This is a genomic window from Rhodobacter sp. 24-YEA-8 (assembly GCF_900105075.1).
In the GTDB taxonomy this organism is placed as follows: Bacteria; Pseudomonadota; Alphaproteobacteria; order Rhodobacterales; family Rhodobacteraceae; genus Pseudogemmobacter.
On record NZ_FNSK01000002.1, the window covers coordinates 118,691 to 134,743 of the forward strand.

15 protein-coding genes and 3 pseudogenes are annotated in these 16,053 nt (G+C 62.1%); 9 read left to right on the forward strand and 9 right to left on the reverse strand.

Features of this window, described 5'->3' with window-relative positions; genetic code table 11:
* Both BLW25_RS17050 and BLW25_RS17055 read right to left on the reverse strand, forming a co-directional pair.
* Entirely contained in the window at positions 1 to 768 is a 768-nt protein-coding gene (locus tag BLW25_RS17050) for an SDR family oxidoreductase (RefSeq protein WP_092902390.1), read from the reverse strand.
* 320 nt (positions 769 to 1,088) lie between these two features.
* Entirely contained in the window at positions 1,089 to 1,457 is a 369-nt protein-coding gene (locus BLW25_RS17055; protein ID WP_092902392.1) for a hypothetical protein, read from the reverse strand.
* 159 nt (positions 1,458 to 1,616) lie between these two features.
* On the opposite strand from BLW25_RS17055, the gene BLW25_RS17060 reads away from it, so the two are divergent.
* From BLW25_RS17060 to BLW25_RS17075, 4 genes are all read left to right on the forward strand, one after another.
* Complete coding sequence (locus BLW25_RS17060; RefSeq protein WP_092902394.1) at positions 1,617 to 2,651, forward strand: putative B6 ABC transporter substrate-binding protein; 1,035 nt, start codon at positions 1,617 to 1,619, stop codon at positions 2,649 to 2,651.
* A 98-nt stretch (positions 2,652 to 2,749) separates the two neighbouring features.
* Positions 2,750 to 4,318, forward strand: coding sequence for a putative B6 ABC transporter ATP-binding protein (locus tag BLW25_RS17065; RefSeq protein WP_216279405.1), 1,569 nt, complete (start codon positions 2,750 to 2,752; stop codon positions 4,316 to 4,318).
* Positions 4,315 to 5,385, forward strand: a complete 1,071-nt coding sequence (locus BLW25_RS17070) for a putative B6 ABC transporter permease subunit 2 (protein WP_092902396.1) — start codon at positions 4,315 to 4,317, stop codon at positions 5,383 to 5,385. Before BLW25_RS17065 ends, BLW25_RS17070 begins: the two co-directional genes overlap by 4 nt.
* Positions 5,386 to 5,392: 7 nt before the next feature.
* Positions 5,393 to 6,319: a putative B6 ABC transporter permease subunit 1 gene (locus BLW25_RS17075; RefSeq protein ID WP_092903073.1), complete on the forward strand. Its 927-nt coding sequence runs from the start codon at positions 5,393 to 5,395 to the stop codon at positions 6,317 to 6,319.
* 8 nt (positions 6,320 to 6,327) lie between these two features.
* Here BLW25_RS17075 and BLW25_RS17080 read toward each other — a convergent pair whose 3' ends face one another.
* From BLW25_RS17080 to BLW25_RS24495, 3 genes are all read right to left on the reverse strand, one after another.
* The gene (locus BLW25_RS17080; RefSeq protein ID WP_092902398.1) at positions 6,328 to 7,194 is read right to left on the reverse strand and encodes an aldose epimerase family protein; all 867 of its coding nucleotides are present in this window, start codon (positions 7,192 to 7,194) and stop codon (positions 6,328 to 6,330) included.
* A 15-nt stretch (positions 7,195 to 7,209) separates the two neighbouring features.
* The gene (locus tag BLW25_RS17085) at positions 7,210 to 7,440 is read right to left on the reverse strand and encodes a hypothetical protein (RefSeq protein WP_092902400.1); all 231 of its coding nucleotides are present in this window, start codon (positions 7,438 to 7,440) and stop codon (positions 7,210 to 7,212) included.
* Between the two features lie 355 nt (positions 7,441 to 7,795).
* Positions 7,796 to 7,933, reverse strand: a complete 138-nt coding sequence (locus BLW25_RS24495; RefSeq protein ID WP_171909620.1) for a hypothetical protein — start codon at positions 7,931 to 7,933, stop codon at positions 7,796 to 7,798.
* 165 nt (positions 7,934 to 8,098) lie between these two features.
* Between BLW25_RS24495 and BLW25_RS17090 the strand changes: the two are divergent.
* From BLW25_RS17090 to BLW25_RS17105, 4 genes and pseudogenes are all read left to right on the forward strand, one after another.
* A pseudogene (locus BLW25_RS17090) lies at positions 8,099 to 8,530 on the forward strand (transposase); the annotation flags it as partial.
* Between the two features lie 385 nt (positions 8,531 to 8,915).
* Entirely contained in the window at positions 8,916 to 11,135 is a 2,220-nt protein-coding gene (locus BLW25_RS17095; protein ID WP_092902402.1) for an AAA family ATPase, read from the forward strand.
* Positions 11,125 to 11,616 (forward strand): hypothetical protein, encoded by a 492-nt coding sequence (locus tag BLW25_RS17100; RefSeq protein ID WP_092902404.1) that lies wholly within the window; start codon positions 11,125 to 11,127, stop codon positions 11,614 to 11,616. The genes BLW25_RS17095 and BLW25_RS17100 overlap by 11 nt, the downstream gene beginning before the upstream one ends.
* Positions 11,617 to 11,622: 6 nt before the next feature.
* Entirely contained in the window at positions 11,623 to 11,949 is a 327-nt protein-coding gene (locus BLW25_RS17105; protein WP_092902406.1) for a hypothetical protein, read from the forward strand.
* On the opposite strand, the pseudogene BLW25_RS17110 reads toward BLW25_RS17105, so the two are convergent.
* A pseudogene (locus tag BLW25_RS17110) lies at positions 11,904 to 12,685 on the reverse strand (integrase core domain-containing protein). The gene BLW25_RS17105 and the pseudogene BLW25_RS17110 sit on opposite strands and share 46 nt — an antisense overlap.
* A 230-nt stretch (positions 12,686 to 12,915) precedes the next feature.
* On the opposite strand from BLW25_RS17110, the pseudogene BLW25_RS25365 reads away from it, so the two are divergent.
* Positions 12,916 to 13,320: pseudogene (locus BLW25_RS25365) on the forward strand (transposase); the annotation flags it as partial.
* A gap of 116 nt (positions 13,321 to 13,436) precedes the next feature.
* Here the strand turns inward: BLW25_RS25365 and BLW25_RS17120 are convergent.
* Genes BLW25_RS17120 through BLW25_RS17130 form a run of 3 tightly spaced genes read right to left on the reverse strand, consistent with a single transcriptional unit; the run spans position 13,437 to position 16,048 of the window.
* Entirely contained in the window at positions 13,437 to 13,766 is a 330-nt protein-coding gene (locus BLW25_RS17120) for a carboxymuconolactone decarboxylase family protein (RefSeq protein ID WP_092902408.1), read from the reverse strand.
* 42 nt (positions 13,767 to 13,808) lie between these two features.
* On the reverse strand, positions 13,809 to 14,834 hold the full coding sequence (locus BLW25_RS17125; RefSeq protein ID WP_092902410.1) for a phosphotransferase family protein: 1,026 nt from the start codon (positions 14,832 to 14,834) through the stop codon (positions 13,809 to 13,811).
* Positions 14,831 to 16,048, reverse strand: coding sequence for an acyl-CoA dehydrogenase family protein (locus BLW25_RS17130; RefSeq protein ID WP_092902412.1), 1,218 nt, complete (start codon positions 16,046 to 16,048; stop codon positions 14,831 to 14,833). Before BLW25_RS17130 ends, BLW25_RS17125 begins: the two co-directional genes overlap by 4 nt.
* Positions 16,049 to 16,053 lie beyond the last annotated feature (5 nt).

Genomic DNA, 16,053 nt, shown 5'->3' on the forward strand with positions numbered 1-16,053 from the left:
TCAGAGTCCGGGCGTCGCCCCACCATCGACATTGATCACGGTGCCGTGGACATAACTTGCCGCCGGGCTGCACAGAAAGCGCAGCACATTGGTGACCTCGTCCGGCTGGCCGTAAGTGGCAATACCATGTTCGAGACGCATCTCTTCCTGCGCTGCGGCGAAACTGATGCCGCGTTCCGCCGCCCGGGTTTCGATCCGGCGGGCGAGACGGTCGGTGACGATATGGCCGGGGCAGAGCGTGTTGATGCGGATGCCCGAGCCCTGCGCCCGTTTCGAGATCGCCTTGGTGAAATTGATCAGCGCCGAATTGACCGATCCGCCGATGGTGAAATCGGGTTCGGGTGTATGGGCGCCGACGCCGGAAATATTGACGATCACGCCTTTTGAGACGGCCAGTGCCTCCCATGCGGCGCGGCAGAACCGGACGGTTGTGTGATATTTCAGCGCGAAGCCTTCGAGGAAATCTTCATCCGTCAGCGCGAGGAAATCGCCGCGTTTGGTGGCGCCGGCATTGTTGATCAGCGCGTCGATCCGGCCCAGCTGATCAAGCGTGGCCTGCACGACCTCGCCCGCTGCCTCGGGCCGTGAGAGGTCGGTCGCGGTGATGATCACCTGCGGCGCCCCGGCGGCACGTGCCTCGCGCGCCGTTTCCTCAAGCGCATTCGCGTCGCGCGCCGCGAGGGAGAGCGCGAATCCATCCCGGGCGAGGCCGATGGCGAAGGCTTTTCCGAGGCCGCGGCTTGCCCCGGTGACGATGGCGCTGCGCATGACATTCTCCTGTTTCTTCCGGTGTCACCGGATAAAATTCCGGCACCCGCCCCGGAAATATGATGAAATTTCAGCCCTGTGACGGAAATTTCAGCGAGGCTGCAGGCGAAGGATTTTTTCACATTGTATTACGGTATGATAATGTTATCGTATTCTTGTGCTGTCAATCGGGGACCTGGTTTCTTATGCTGCCGCAGGGGAAGTTCCCTGAAGTCAGGCAGGCGGCAGAGGGGTTTTCCCGAACGATACCTGCCATGATGTCCCTCAAACGGAAGGGGTCTGATGTTCAGCTTTGCGGCGAGAGATGCAGGTTCGGGCGGTCATTCGGCCGCTTTGGCCGTGCAGCGGGTGGTGCCTTCCGCCGCCGCGCAGTCCAGCGCGACCGGCGCAGGGGCCTCGCCCGCCCGCCGCTCCAGCGGGATCTCGGCGCGGGTGGGCCAGGCATTGCCCGCAAGACCGCACCAGACCCGTTGCACCGCCATTTCATCGCCAACATCATTCAGCCGAAACACCGTGCCGGATGTAAGGTCATATCCAAACCTGAATTCCAGGGTCTCGCCCGGCGCCGCATGGCCCAGGTCTTCCGAGAACCAATGCGCAATCGCGGCACCACAGGCGAGGCCCGCATCTCCGGTATTGGTTATTGCGATTTCCACACTATGCTGCGCGGCAAATGCCGGTGCAGTCATCGCTCCGGCCAGACTGGTGACGAACGCCAGAGCAGGGGTCGTAACAGAGCGTATGCGGGTCAACTGCATCATAAGCCGTGTGTTCGGGTTTCAACTGACCGGATGGCATCCGGGCGGCGGCTGACTGTCAACTGTAAAACGACAACAAGGAAAGATGAGATGAAAAAGACGATTACCGGCAGTGTCAGCCGCGCAGTTCTTACACTCGCCCTTGTGGGCTGGGGGGCTGTTGCTTCCGCGGATGAGATTGATTCCATTGCAATTCTGGCGCCCGAGATGGGCACCGATATGGGCTGGAATCAGCAAGGCGTCGATGCGGCCAAAGCCGCGGCTGCTGCGGCGGGGATCGAGGTCATCGTGGCCGAAAACCTCGGCTATGGCGATCTGCGCCCCACGTTGCGTGAACTGGCCGAAGACGGTGCCGGTCTCCTGATCGGCCATGCTTCGGGCTATAACACCTCTGCGCCCGAGATCGGCGAAGAGCTTGGCGTGCCGGTGGCCATTGTCGATATGCCCGACAAGCTCTCGAAGGGCAAAGTCGCCGATTATACCGCGACCGGCTCGGATGGCGCCTATCTTGCGGGCCGTCTGGCCGCCAAGATGACCCGCACCGGCGTGGTCGGTATCGTGGTGTCAGGCGAGCCGCCGTCCTGGAACAATATGTCCATCGCCTTCGCCGAAGGCGTCAAGGCCGAGAAGCCCGGGGTCGAGGTCCGCTATGCGGTGATCGGCCCGGCAGCATATGCCGATGCGGCAGGCGGCAAGCGCGTGACGGAAACCGTGATCGCCTCGGGCGCGGATATTATCTTCGGCCAGGGCAACGGATCGTCTTTCGGGATGCTCCAGGCCGTGGAAACCACACCCGCAACCGATGGCGGCAAAGCCTATTTCATCGACGTGATCGGCGACAAGACTTCGATCGACAAGGGTCATCTCTTGTCTTCCGTGGTCTGGGATCTGACCCCGGTCTATTCCGCGATGATTGCCGATCTGAAGGCGGGCACCTATGGCGAGAAGAACTATGACATCAAACTCTCGGATAACAGTCTGCGTCTTCTGAAGACCGCGAATATCCCCGATGATGTCTGGGCCGAGATCGAGGCGCTGAAAGGCGAGGTGATTTCCGGCGCGATCAGGGTCGAGGCCAAATATGACGCCGAAAGCGTGCATGCCCTGGTGAAAACTGTCGAGTAAGCTGCGACTGCAGGGGCGGGGTCGATCAGGCCCCGCCCGCCAGTGACATGCGCCCCGCAAGGCCGAAAGAGCTGCGGGTATTCCATAAGGACCACTCCATGCAGGCACCTGTCGGGGCGATGGCGGATGCGCCATCCGCAACCCCCGGCCCGGTTGTTGCGCTGAAAGGCGTGACAAAACGGTATCCGGGCGTGATCGCAAATAACAATGTCAGTGCCGGGATTTACGCGGGCGAGGTCCATGTTCTCCTGGGCGAAAACGGGGCAGGGAAATCGACCCTGGTGGGGATGCTTTCCGGGCTGCAACAGCCCGATGAGGGGCATATCGAGATCGGGGCGAAGCGCGTTACCGTGACCTCGCCGCGTCATGCATTGTCTTTGGGCATCGGCACGGTGTTTCAGCATTCGATGCTGGTGCCGTCGCTGTCGGTCGTCGATAATTTCACCCTTGGCGGCCGCTGGTGGAAACGCCCCGACCGCGAGGGCCAGGCGGCGCGCATCCTTGAGACCGCCGCGCGGCTTGGCCTCCGGGTCGATCCTTTCGCGCTGGTCGCGACGCTGTCGCTGGGCGAGCGCCAGCAGGTCGAGATCCTGCGCGCGCTGATGCGGGGGTCGCGCTGTCTGATCCTGGATGAGGCGACGGCAATGCTGACGCCGCAGGAGGCGGTCTCGCTGGGGGAACTCATGCGGCGCCTGGTGGGCGAGGGGCTGGCGATCATCTTCATCACCCATAAGCTCAACGAAGCGCTGGCTTATGGTGACCGGATTTCGGTGCTGCGCCTCGGCAAGAACGCGGGCGAGATCGGGCCGGAGGAATTGCGCGCCCATACCGATGCGGAAAACACGGCCCGGATCATCGCGCTGATGTTCGGCAGCGGCGCGGGGCAAAACGAGGCGGCGGCACGCGAGCCGCGCGCCCTGGGGCCGGTGGTGCTGGAGGTCCGGGGCCTGACCGCGGGCTCTGGCCGTGTCCCGCTGCAGGACGCGACTTTCGCAGTGCATCAGGGCGAGATCCTCGGTTTTGCCGGCATCGATGGCAACGGCCAGAAGGAACTGGCCGAGGCGCTATCGGGGCAGGTGCCGTCGGGGGGATCTGTGCGGCTGAACGGGCGCGAGATCGGCGCGCTGACTGTCGGCGGGCGCCGCGCGGCAGGGCTGCGCTATGTGACCGATGACCGGCTGGGCGAGGGCACGGTTGGCACTTTCCCGGTTTCGGTGAATTTCCTTCTGAAAGAGATCGGGTCTTCGCCTTTCTGGCAGAAAGGGGTCGAGAACCCGCAGGCGATCCGCGCCCAGGCCGAAGATCTTGTGACGAAATTCGACATCCGCACGCCGGGGGTGCAGACCCCGGTCGGCAAGCTTTCGGGCGGTAATATCCAGAAGGTGCTTCTGGCGCGCGAACTGACCGGCGCGGCCGAGGCGGTGATCTTTGCCAAGCCGACCTATGGCCTTGACGTGCAGAATATCCGCGCGACCCGGGCCCGCATCCGCGAGGCGGCGGCGGCGGGGAAGGCCGTGATGCTGATCTCGACCGATCTGGATGAACTGCTGGAGCTTGCCGACCGTATCGCGGTGATCGACCGGGGCCGGATCCGCGGCATAGTGGAGAACGGACCCGGCGCGCGCGACGCCATTGGCCGGCTGATGAGCGCGGGAGACAGCCTATGAGCGACACGAGTGTGACTGCGCCGCCGCGCGCGGGCCGCGACTGGCTCCGGATGCTGGCGCTTTTGATCGGGCCTTTGTTTGCGGCGCTGGCGCTTGGCGGGCTGATCCTGATTGCGATGGGGGTCAACCCGCTGGATTATTACGCTTTCGTGGTCGAACGCTCGATCCTGAGGCCCTCGGGCCTCGAGGCGACGCTGACCCGAATGGGGCCGCTGCTTCTGATTGCGGCGAGCCTGATCGTGGCGTTTCGGGCAGGGATCTGGAACCTCGGCGGCGACGGGCAGTTTCTTTTGGCCGCCGTGCTGGTCGCTGCGCTGACGCCGCTGATCTATGCGGCCGGGATGCCGGTCTGGCTGGTGCTGGTGCTGGGCCTGGTGATCGGGGCGGTGCTGGGTGCGGCCTGGTCGGTCTTGCCTGCGATCCTCAAGGCGTATCAGGGCATCAATGAAATCATCACCACGCTGATGATGAGCTTTCTCGGCGTCTCCTTCGCCAATGTGCTGGTAAAGCTCGCATTCCTCGACCCCGCCACCACCACGCCGCAGACCAGGACACTGCCGGTCGAGGCACGGCTGCCGCGTCTTTTCGACACGACGGTTTCTTCGGGGCTGATCATCGGGCTCGTGGTGGTGATCCTCGTGCATCTGATGATGACGCGGACGGCATTCGGCATGCGGTTGCGGGTCGTGGGGGCGAACCCGCGCGCGGCGATCCATGCCGGGCTGTCGGTGCCGAAACTGACCATCGCGGTCTTTGCGATCTCGGCGGCGCTTGCGGGGTTGTCGGGGGCGGTCGATATTCTCGGTACTCAGGGCAATGTGCGCGCCGACTGGAACCCGGCCTATAGCCTGACCGTGGTGCCGCTGGTGTTTCTGGCGCGGCTGAACGGGTTCGGGTCCATCGCCTATGTCTTCCTGTTTTCCGCCCTGACCATTGGTGGCGAAAGTGCTGCGCGGCGCCTCGGTGTCCCGAGCTTCTTCTCGCTTGTCATCGTGGCGCTGTTGCTGATCACCCTCGGCCTTGCCGAATATGCCGACAAGCGCCGCCGCGCGCGCGCCAGAGACTGAGGCCCCGATGTTCACGGAAACCTTCCTCATCACGCTCTTCCTTGGCGCCGTCATGGCGGGGATTCCGCTTTTGCTGGCGGGTCTGGGCGAGCAGCTTTCGGAAAAGGCGGGGGTGCTGAATATCGGCCTTGAGGGCATGATCCTCGCCGGGGCCTATGCCGGTTTCCTGACAGCCTGGACAAGCGGCAGTTCCGCCCTCGGCTTTGTCGGAGGCGCGGGGGCGGGGGCGCTGGTGGCAAGCCTGATGGTGGTGTTCTGTGTCATCCTGGGGCTGAACCAGATCGTGATCGGCATCGCGCTGACGCTGCTGGTCCAGGGCCTTACCGCTTTGCTCCATTTCGTGCAATTCTCGAGATCCTATCCGAGGCTGGACGGGATGCAGAGCTGGCGCATCCCCGGCCTCGCCGATATCCCTATCCTCGGGCCGATGTTTTTCAACCATAATCCGGTGGTCTATCTTGCGGTGATCCTGGTGGCGATCTTTGCCTGGATCTATCGCATGACCCATCTCGGATCGGCCCTGCAGGCGGCGGGCGACAAGCCGGCCGCGCTGGATGCGGCTGGCGTCGATGTGATCCGCACCCGCGCCCTGGCGGTGCTGACCACCGGCGCGCTCGCCGGTCTTGGCGGCGCTTTCATGTCGGTCGCGGTGGCGGGTGTCTTCATCCCCTTCATGAGCCATGGCAACGGGTTCATCGCCATCGTGCTTGCGATGCTGGCGCGGGGGCGGCCGCTCTGGGTGCTGGGCGGCGCGCTTTTGTTTGGTGCAAGCCTTTCGATGACAACCGCGCTTCAGGTCGCGGGCGTCAATGTGCCGGTCGATGTGATCCAGATGCTGCCCTTCGCCATGGTCATGCTGGTTCTGCTGGTCGCCGGCCGCAAGGCGAGCCTGCCTGCAGCCCTTGGCGAAAGCTTCGAGCGGGGCGCCAGGTAAGACCGGGGTTAAAGCGCCGCCATATCGACCGAAAGCCCGAATTCCCGCGCCTCACCCGGGGCGAGGGTCAGGCTGTAGGGGCGTGCCGCCAGTTCTGGCCCGGCGCCGATCAGTCCAGGCAGGCCCTGCCAGGGTTCGACACACAGGAACCCGGCCTGCTGCGGGCGCCAGAGGACCAGGTTTTCCAGCCCCTGCCAGCGGATCACCAGACCCCGGTTGCCCGATCCGTAAAACAGTCCGTCCCCCGCGCCTTCGGCGAGGATGATCGAAGATGACGGGAAGAAGGTCTCGTCCCGGATCGCGAGCCGCCCGGCGTCAAATGGTGATGGGATCTGCCCGCCGGTCAGGAAATTCTCGCGCTGTTCCGCAGGCGCAGGTGTGGCACCGTTCAGGAGCCGCACCTCATGCGCGCCAGTCACACCCGGCAAGGGCAGGGCAAAGCCCGGGTGATAGCCAAAGCTGAAGGGCATCAGCCGGGTGCCGGTATTTTCAACCCGTGTCCGGCAGTCAAGCCGGTCGGCTTCCAGCCGGTAGCTCTGTTCCAGCCGGAACGCGAAAGGATAAAGGCGGCGGCTGGTTTCATCGGCCTCAAGCCTGAAAATGCAGCTGTCAGGAGTGGTATCCACCAGCGTGAACCGGCTTTCCATCGCGAAGCCATGGATGGTCATCAGATAATCGACCCCGTCAACGCTGACGCGGTTGTCGATGGCCCGGCCACAGATCGGGAAGAGAAGCGGGCTCGACTGGCCCCAGAACTTCGGGTCGGCCTGCCACAGAACCTCGCACGGGCCGTGTTTCAACGATCGCAACTCTGCCCCCATAACAGCGATTTCCGCCGTCACAGATCCATTTTCAAGCCTGATCCTCTCAGTCATTCTGTACTCTCCCGATCAGCGGCCATGACCGCTTATGCCGCCTGCACTGCGCATGTTCCAGCCGCCCTCTGCCACTTCGGCCAGCAGCGCCTGCGCAAAATCACGGGGATGCATCGTCACCTTGCAGCCAATATCGGCCGCGCGGCGCGCATCGTCGTGACCGTCCCGGCACCAGCACATGATCAGAATGGCTGCGCCATGCAACTGCGCCTCGCAAAAGGATTTAACGCCACTGCAACGGATCATACCCTCCGCCCCGCTCCGGGCCAATACCGCACCCAATCGGCGGCTCAGCCCGATATCCGCGGCGCCGGGGGGGCAGCGCGCTATGCTGGTCGGGGAAGATGAGCGAGCGGGCCGTGCTCACGACCTCCGCGAAAGGAGAACAACGGCCTCAGTCCGCGCTGTCGGCGAAAGGCCTTGTAACGGTCGCGCGCCGGTCAGGTGACGGGCCGGGCCCCGGCGACAAAAGACGCCCGCCCGCTCAGACGGACCGCATCCCTTCCCGAAAGCAGCCTCAGTGAGGTTGGTCACGGCACAAAACCAAGGGGAGCGGCCGCGGCAATCGCCTTCATCACCTGAGTGGTACTGCCTCTACAGATCACATCTGCCGGTAGCGCCCCCGCACCAAAGAACCCACAGCACTCATTATGAGCGATACAAGGGTGGCACCGGCCCCGATCCAGACGTTGCCATTGATCGTGATCAGATGCGTGTATTTAAACTCTTTGTTGCGCATTCCGCATCCGACGGGTGGCCCATAGTAGAGACACCGACAGTTGCAGTGACAGACAGTGCGTGCCGATCAGCACCTTTGCCCCGTTAAGGAGCACAAGGCTGCCAATCGCATAAAACTTCTCGCAGAGATCGGTGCTTTCGGCGTATTTTCAGTGGAAACAGCCTTCGAGGATGCGCTGCCACCAAACTGCACGCCGTTGCAGATGCGGATGGACGCCCGGTCTGCCTCTTCCTGACTGCTGGTCAGGTCAGTGATTATACGGGGGCAGCTGCGCTCCCCGGTAGTTTGCCGCAGGCGGAATGGCTGCTCGGCGACAGGGGTTATGATGCCGACTGGCTCAGGGGTTCACTGAAAAACAAGGGCATAAAGCCCTGCATTCCCGGCCGTAAGTCACGTGGCAAGCCGATCAGGCACAACACGCGCCGTAACCGCATCGAGACCATGTCTCAGCAGGCTCAAAGATTGGCAATCGTCGGGAAAGCAGTCCACCGGACTGTTTTCTGATCGTCCTCATACGTTGCAACACGCTACGACAGATGTCCGAAGGTCTTCCTGTCCGCCATAGCTCTCGCTGCAACCGCCATCTTCTGGTTATGAACCGAGAACGAGGTCTGACCCTAGCGAACGCGGCACGGCCTTTGGCATAGTTATTACATAATTAGGCTTACGCGATATTCTCATCACTGAGCGGTAGTTTCTGTGTAAGCGAACCCATTACTTTGCCATTTCACCCAATTTACTTCCTCTCCGACATTCCGCACCAAAATTAAACTACACAATATCATACACTTAATGCCATCCCCCCCGGCACCCGTCAGCTCGCCACCACCTCGCTTGACCTGCTTTCTCGGCATCCGCATGGTCCGCTGAAACCCTCCGGACCTGTCGGCACCGCCGCAGCACGGAGTTCCCAAATTCATGTCTCATCCACACGAGAGCGCCGCTTTCGTGACCGGTGAGCTGTTGCGCAAAGGATGCCGCGATGACGACTGACCTCACACCAGCCTGGTCGGATTACGCCAAGGATGTGCTCGAGCGTCTGAATGAAACCTGGCACATCCATTCCTGGGAACGGCCGCGCAGTGAGGCGTTTGCAGCGCCGGTTGTTCTGCCCGAGGTTGCCCCATCGGCACTCCAGAAGAAACGCGGTGCTGAATGCCCCCTCGGTGCAGCTGCACTGGATGAGCTCGCGCTGCCGCCGGTGCCCCCACATGTTATCCAGCTCTGCCTGCGGCTTGCCGCGCATTTTGGCACTGCTGATGGCTTTCAGCAGTGCCTCCGGCCTGGGCAGATCACACTGATCAGCGGTATTGCACAGGATCAGCTGAGCTTCGTGCGAGAGCTGATCTGTGTCGGCTTTGCCCCCGAAAACCTGAGGATCGGCTTCGCGCCCCGGCATCACGCAGAGTGCGATGTCATGGTGCTTTCCCCGGAAGACGGCCTGACATCATCTGCAGCGGCTTCGTTCCATCGGCGCATCAGCGCCGCTTTGGGCCATTCCCAGCCGCTGATCCTTCTGTGCACAGATGAGACCGAACCTGCAGCAGAGCTTTCGCGATATCTTCCGCCTGTCACTCGGCTCACCCCGCTAAATCGCGAGGTCCTGTTTGAGCTTCTCCGCATCACATGGCCAAATGGCGCGGCTGGACTGGTCAAAATTGCAGACCAGTTCCCGGATGATCACCAGCTTGCTGCCCTTCCCCTGCCCGCGCTGCAGATCGCCCTTCGTGCCAACAGTGCCTTGGAAGTGGCCGAGACCCTTCGGAATTTCCTCGCAGGAACAGAAGTGAAGAAAGGCCCGCAACTCTCTGATATTCATGGTGGAGGCCCGGCGTTAGAAGCCGCGAAGCGGATAGTCGCCGACCTGCAGTCCTGGCGGGACGGTAGTCTGCCATGGACGGAAATGAGCCGCTCCCTTTTGCTCCATGGCCGACCCGGAACAGGCAAGACCTGGCTGGCGCGCGCCATGGGCAACACCCCTGGGATCGGATTTGTGGCGGCAAGCTTTGCAGACTGGCAAGCACGCGGCCATCTTGGAGATATGCTGAAAGCCATGCAGGCCAGCTTCAGTGAGGCACGGCGACTGACGCCCGCGATCCTGTTCATTGATGAAATCGATGCCGTGGGAGCGCGCGGTAGTCGAGACCACAATGCCGACTACCGGCATCAGGTAGTCAACGGCTTCCTTCAAGCGATGGATGGCATCGCGCGTGAGGAAGGTGTCGTCGTTGTAGGAGCCTGTAATGACCCATCCCGCATCGATCCCGCGGTGCTGCGGGCCGGCAGGTTCGACCTCAAGGCCGAAGTAAAACTTCCCGATCATGACGCCATTCACGGTATCCTGACAGCCCATCTGGGCCAGATCCTGCGCCAGTCAGAGATATCCGAACTGGCGCGCGCCGCCATAGGAAGCACTGCAGCCGAAATCGATGCTGCCATTCGCAGAGCGAAGGCCGAGGCTCGCGCCCGGGGGACCGATGTGCAGCTCGCCGAGCTTCGCACGCTGCTCGTCGGAGACATGTCAGTGTCGCCCGAACTCGATCATCGCCTCGCAGTTCACGAATGTGGTCATGCCATTGTGGGCCATGAACTTGATTTCACCATCCTACGCACAGTCCTGACGCACGATGGTGGCGCGACTGAGCACACCGTCCCAACAAACGCCGGCCGCTTGCAGGATATAGAGGCGGAAATCGTTATGTGCATGGCGGGCCGCGCGGCAGAGCAGATGGTCTTCGGCGACGTCAGCAGCGGATCAGGCGGGCCTGAGCGCTCAGATCTTGCGCGGGCGACCAGCCTTGCTGTCGCGATAGATACCCGACTTGGGCTGGGCGTATTTGGTCCAATCTGGACCGATACCTCATTGGATGCCGCAATGCGCGATCCAGATGCACGCCAGCGCGTCCGGCTACGGCTGGAGGCTGCAGAACAGCACGCGATCAGGATATTGCAGACCAACCGTCCCCATTTCGATGCTATGGTCGCAGCGCTTGCGCAGGATCGGGATCTGGCCGGAGACACCCTGCAGACGTGGCTGGACAATTGGAAGCCACCCTCACCATCTTCTGCCCCTGCCCCTGCCCCTGCCCCTGCCCCTGCCCCTGCCCCTGCCCCTGCCCCTGCCCCTGCCGAAACCCGGCCCATCTCCGATAGCGCTCATCCATCGCAGCTGTCAGATTGCGAGGTATCGAATGCCCCGTAACAAGCCGGCGCCGCAGGTCAGGCTCGCTCTGACAGAGGAAGGCCTCGCGCTGACCGTCCGTTTCACGCGCGATCAGATCCGCAATTTAGATCCTGATCTGGCCATCACCGAGGCACACCCGCAAGACACCATCAACGCGATCGACAGGCTGGAAATTTCGCGCCTCGCCCAAGCATTGACGGCTGATTACACGCAGGATTTCCTAACATATACATGCACTTCCGAACTCCGATTGGCCGATCTCAACGAGATTGCTGCGGCCCTCATCAGCCCACCGGACGTCAAACCTGACATCAAGCACTTCGCAGGTGGCACAGAACTGACCTGCGTGATTGACGCAGCACTCGAGAAGTCTCTGCCAACGGCGCTGCGCCTCCAGGTTGCGGTCCACCGTTCTCGCCTCAAACTACTTGCCCGCACTTCAATGCTGATGCCGGCCGAGGCGGCGAAAGTCCTCGGCAAGAAGCCTGCAACGGCATAACGCAGCATGAAACGGTTGATCGCAACCGGGAGGATTTTCCAGATCAATACAGTGGATGGCGTGCGATACCCGCAGTTCCAGTTCAGGACCGAGCGCCAGGATCTTCAGCCGGTGATCGCCCGCCTCCTCGAAGTGCGGATGAACCGGGAGAGCGACATGCATCTGTTGGGATTTCTGATGTCGGCCCACCCTGCCCTGACAGATCGGGGGCAGAAGTTAGGGCCTGACGCCGCCGCGGCATATCCTGCATCCTTGATTGGCGTAGATGATGGGCAACTGCTTGCACTTTATCGCGACAGTTTCTGCCGGGAAGGTGAAGGATGGGATGCGTAGATTTTCAGTCCCGGCATCTGGTGGATCGGGTTTAGGATGAATCTGTCTGGCTCTGATGTCCAGATCTTGCAGATGTATTCGTATGGGGTGAGGCCACCGAGGGTCTTGAGCCTGCGCGCGAAGTTGTAGGCACCCATGAAGTCTCCGAGGTGTGTTCGCAGCTGGTCATGGGCTTCGTAGTGGAAGCGTTTGACGGTGGCGTCCTTGATCGTGCGGTTCATCGGTTCGACGTGGCCGTTGGTCCAGGGATGGTTGGGCTTGGTCAGCCGGTGCTCGATGCCATTGGCCTCGCAAATCATGTCGAAGCGCATCGGCCGGGAGTAGATGGATTTCCGGTTCCGGGGCTGCTCTGCGAACGGGATTCCGTTGTCGGTGAGAATCGTATGGACCTTGTAGGGCACGGCTTCGAGCATGTGCTGAAGGAATTCCCAGGCTGTCTTCCTGTCGGCTTTATCGACGAGTTGGGTCACGGCGAACTTGCTCGTCCGGTCGATGCCAACGAATAAATTAGTTTGCCTTCAGCGGTATGCACCTCGGCCTCCGTCAGCACGGTAGATCGCGGCTCGGAATGCCCCGTCTTCATATCCTCGACCGTCGCGCGCTTGCGCCACTTCGCAACGGTCTTGGGATTGACCCCCAGCTCCCGGCTCAGCTGCGCGAGCGAAGCTTGCGATCGCTGTATTGCTGCTCGGACGGCGTGCGTGGTCGTGGCGCTGCCATGACGAATTTGTCCCATAGGGCGTCCTTATCAAACCGTGGGATCAAACACCTTATGTGTCTCGGGTCTGCTACATTAGCCCCATCGCGGCTCCCGGCCAGGAGCTGCGATGGGGTGGGATACAGCGCTGAACACCTTGTGGCCTGACCACGATTTCTAGCCGGCTGATCCTGCCTCTCCTCACCGTCTCGAACAATTGACGGCGGCCCGTTTTGCGGGACCGCGAAGCATAAGGAAGAGAGAGTGACATGATAGCAGAAACCAGTGTGGTCGGGATAGACGTGTGTCGTGACTGGCTCGACGGGTTTTGTTTGCCTGGCTTGCAGAGGTTTCGTTTGCCCAACTCACCAGCAGGGCATCAAGAGCTGATCTCGATGATCCGTCAGTTGCCTGCCTCCATCCAGGTCGGTTTCGAAGCAACCGGCGGACAAGAATGGGCCTTGTGGACTGCGCTGGTCGAAGCAGGGATTGTCTCGAAGCAGCTTCCTCCATCTCAGATCAAGGCGTTTGCCATGTCGCGGGGAACACGCGCCAAGACGGACCGGATCGATGCGGAACTCATCGCCCGCTTCATGCTGTTTCGTCCAGATGCCGGGCGAATGTTGCCGGGTCATAACCTGCGTATTCTCAGAACCTTGACAACGCGACGCGCTAGTCTTTCCGCAGCATTTCAATGTCCGCGCATCCGTCGTGAAATCTCTCGTGAAAGTGGTCTTTTTAAGAGAGTAGAGGCCGCCGCAAACGGCCTCCGCACAAGCGGTCAGCTGAATCAACTGCGAAAATTGTCCAGCGCTTTGGCGCCATACATGACCGCCGGGCCGCCGCCCATTTCGACCGCGATCTCCAGCGCTTCGATCAGCGCCGCCTCGTCCACCCCATGCTTTCGCGCCGCATCGAGATGGTAGAGGATACAGTCATCGCAGCCCTTCGCCACCGCAATCGCCACCGCGATCAGCTCTTTCTGCCCGGTCGTGAAGCTGCCCGCCGCTGTCGCCTGTTTGCTGACCGCGCCAAAGCCCTGCATCAGCGCCGGGGTGGCTTTGGCAAAGGCGGCAAGCCTCGACTTTGCCGCAGTCAGCTTGTCTTTCGTGGTCTCCATGGCGCGTCTCCCTTTCGGCCGCTTTTGTTCAGATATTGCCTGTCACGCTGTTAGATCGCCAAAGGCGCCGTCCAGAACCTCGGTCGCGCGGGTGGCAAGCCGCCGAGCCAGCGGCGCATGGCGCGCGGCCTCCGGATCAGAGGCGATCCCCGCCGCTACACGGTCGGCTATGCCGACAAAAATCACGGCGAAGCGGAACAGCGCGAAAGCGACATGGAAGGGCTGCGGCGGTGGCAGATCCGGCCGCACCGCACGATAGGCGGCAAAGAACTCGCCCACGTCCGGGATCCCCTCGCTGACATCGCCCAGCATGCCACCGAATTCATCGGGCGATGTGAACCAGGGCATGGCGGCAAAGGCCAGATCCGCCAAAGGATGGCCAATGGTCGAAAGTTCCCAGTCGAGGATCGCCACCACGCGCGGCTCTGTCGGGTGGAACATCAGATTGCCGAGCCGGAAATCACCATGTGCGATGGCGCTGTGGCCACCATCGGCAGGGCGCAAAGCGGCAATCCGGGCGGCAAGACCGCTGAGTAAAGGGTCATCCGCCTGACCCGAGCCTTGCAACTGGCTGGTCCAGCGGTGGATTTGGCGGCCAAAATAGTCGCCGGGCTTGCCGTAATCGCCCAGCCCGATAGTGGCGGGAGTCTCGCTGTGCATCCGTGCGAGCGTTTTCGCCATCGCAAGATAGACTGCCCGCCGCGCCTGCGGATCAAGATCGGGCAGGCGGCAATCGGAAAAGACGCGGCCCTCCACCCGCTCCATCAGGAAAAATGGTGTGCCGATCAGCGCGGGGTCATCATGCAAAAGCTCCATCCGCGGCACCGGAACCGAGGTCGCGCCAAAGGCTTTCATCACGCGGTATTCGCGCTGGATCGCATGGGCGCCTGGCAGGATCGGCCCCTTCGGCTGTTTGCGCAACACCAGCCGGCGGCCGGCATAGTCGAGAAAATAGGTGGGGTTCGACTGGCCGCCGCCGATCCGCTCCAGCACCAGCTCGCCCGGGCCAAAACGCTCCGCCAGAAACCCCGCGAGCTTTTCCGGCGCAAAATCGAGGGACGCCGTCATTGTGCGGGCTCCGCCGCGACATCCCAGGACCAGAACCTGTGTGCCTCCTCGGCAAGAAGGCCGTTCAGCACCATTTTATGCACCTCATCCGCCCCATCGACGAGCCGGGCCTGACGGGCGTAGCGGTAGATCCATTCCGCCACAGTGTCGCGCGAATAGCCCCGTGCACCGTTGATCTGGATCGCGGTATCGGCGGCGCGGTTGACGAGACCCGCGACATGGATCTTTGCCATGGAAATCTCTTTCTTCGCGAACCCGCCCTGATCCAGCGCCCAAGCCGCTTTCATCACCAGAAGCCTGCCGATCTCGATATCCGCCGCCAGACCGCCCAGCAGCACCTGGACGCTTTCGCGGTCGGCAAGCCTGACACCAAAACCCTGCCGCCGTGCAGCATACTCGGTCGCAAGGGCGACACAGCGTTTCGACAGGCCGAGCCAGCGCATGCAATGCGTCAGCCGTGCGATGCCAAGCCGCGTCTGCACCACTTTCAGCCCATGGCCTTCGCGGTATAGCACATTGCGCGACGGGATGCGCAGCCCGTCAAACGTCATCTCGCAATGACCGCCATGTTCCTCCGGCCCCATGATCGGAATGCGCCGCCCCAGCGACCAGCCCGGATCATCGCGGTGGAACAGGAAACAGGTATGGCCGCGCCGCGGATCGTCAGAGGTGCGGGCGACAAGGAGGAAATGCTCTGCCACACCGGCGCCGGTGATGAACCATTTCCTGCCATGGATCACATAATCATCACCATCCCGCGTGGCGCGGGTCAGCATCATGCCGGGGTCGGACCCACTGCCCGGATCGGGTTCGGTCATCGCAAAAGCCGATCTCACGCAGCCATCGGCGATAGGTTGCAGGAATTCGGCCTTCTGCGCCTCGGTGCCAAGGGCCTGCAGCACCATCATATTGCCATCATCGGGCGCCGCCGAATTGAACACGACCGGCCCGAAGATCGAACGGTTCATCTCTTCATAACAAACCGCCATCCCAACCCGCGACAGACCCTGGCCGCCATGTTCGGGGGACAGTTGAAGGCACCAGAGGCCCTCGGCCCTGGCTTCGGCGCGCAGGCGTTCCAGATGGTCGGGCGCGATATTCTCATGCGCGTCATAGGCAGCCGGGTCGGCCTCCAAAGGCAAGAGCCGGGTCTCGACAAAATCGGCGATGCGCCTGCGAAAATCCTCAATGCGCGGCGAGATCGTAAAATCCATCGCTG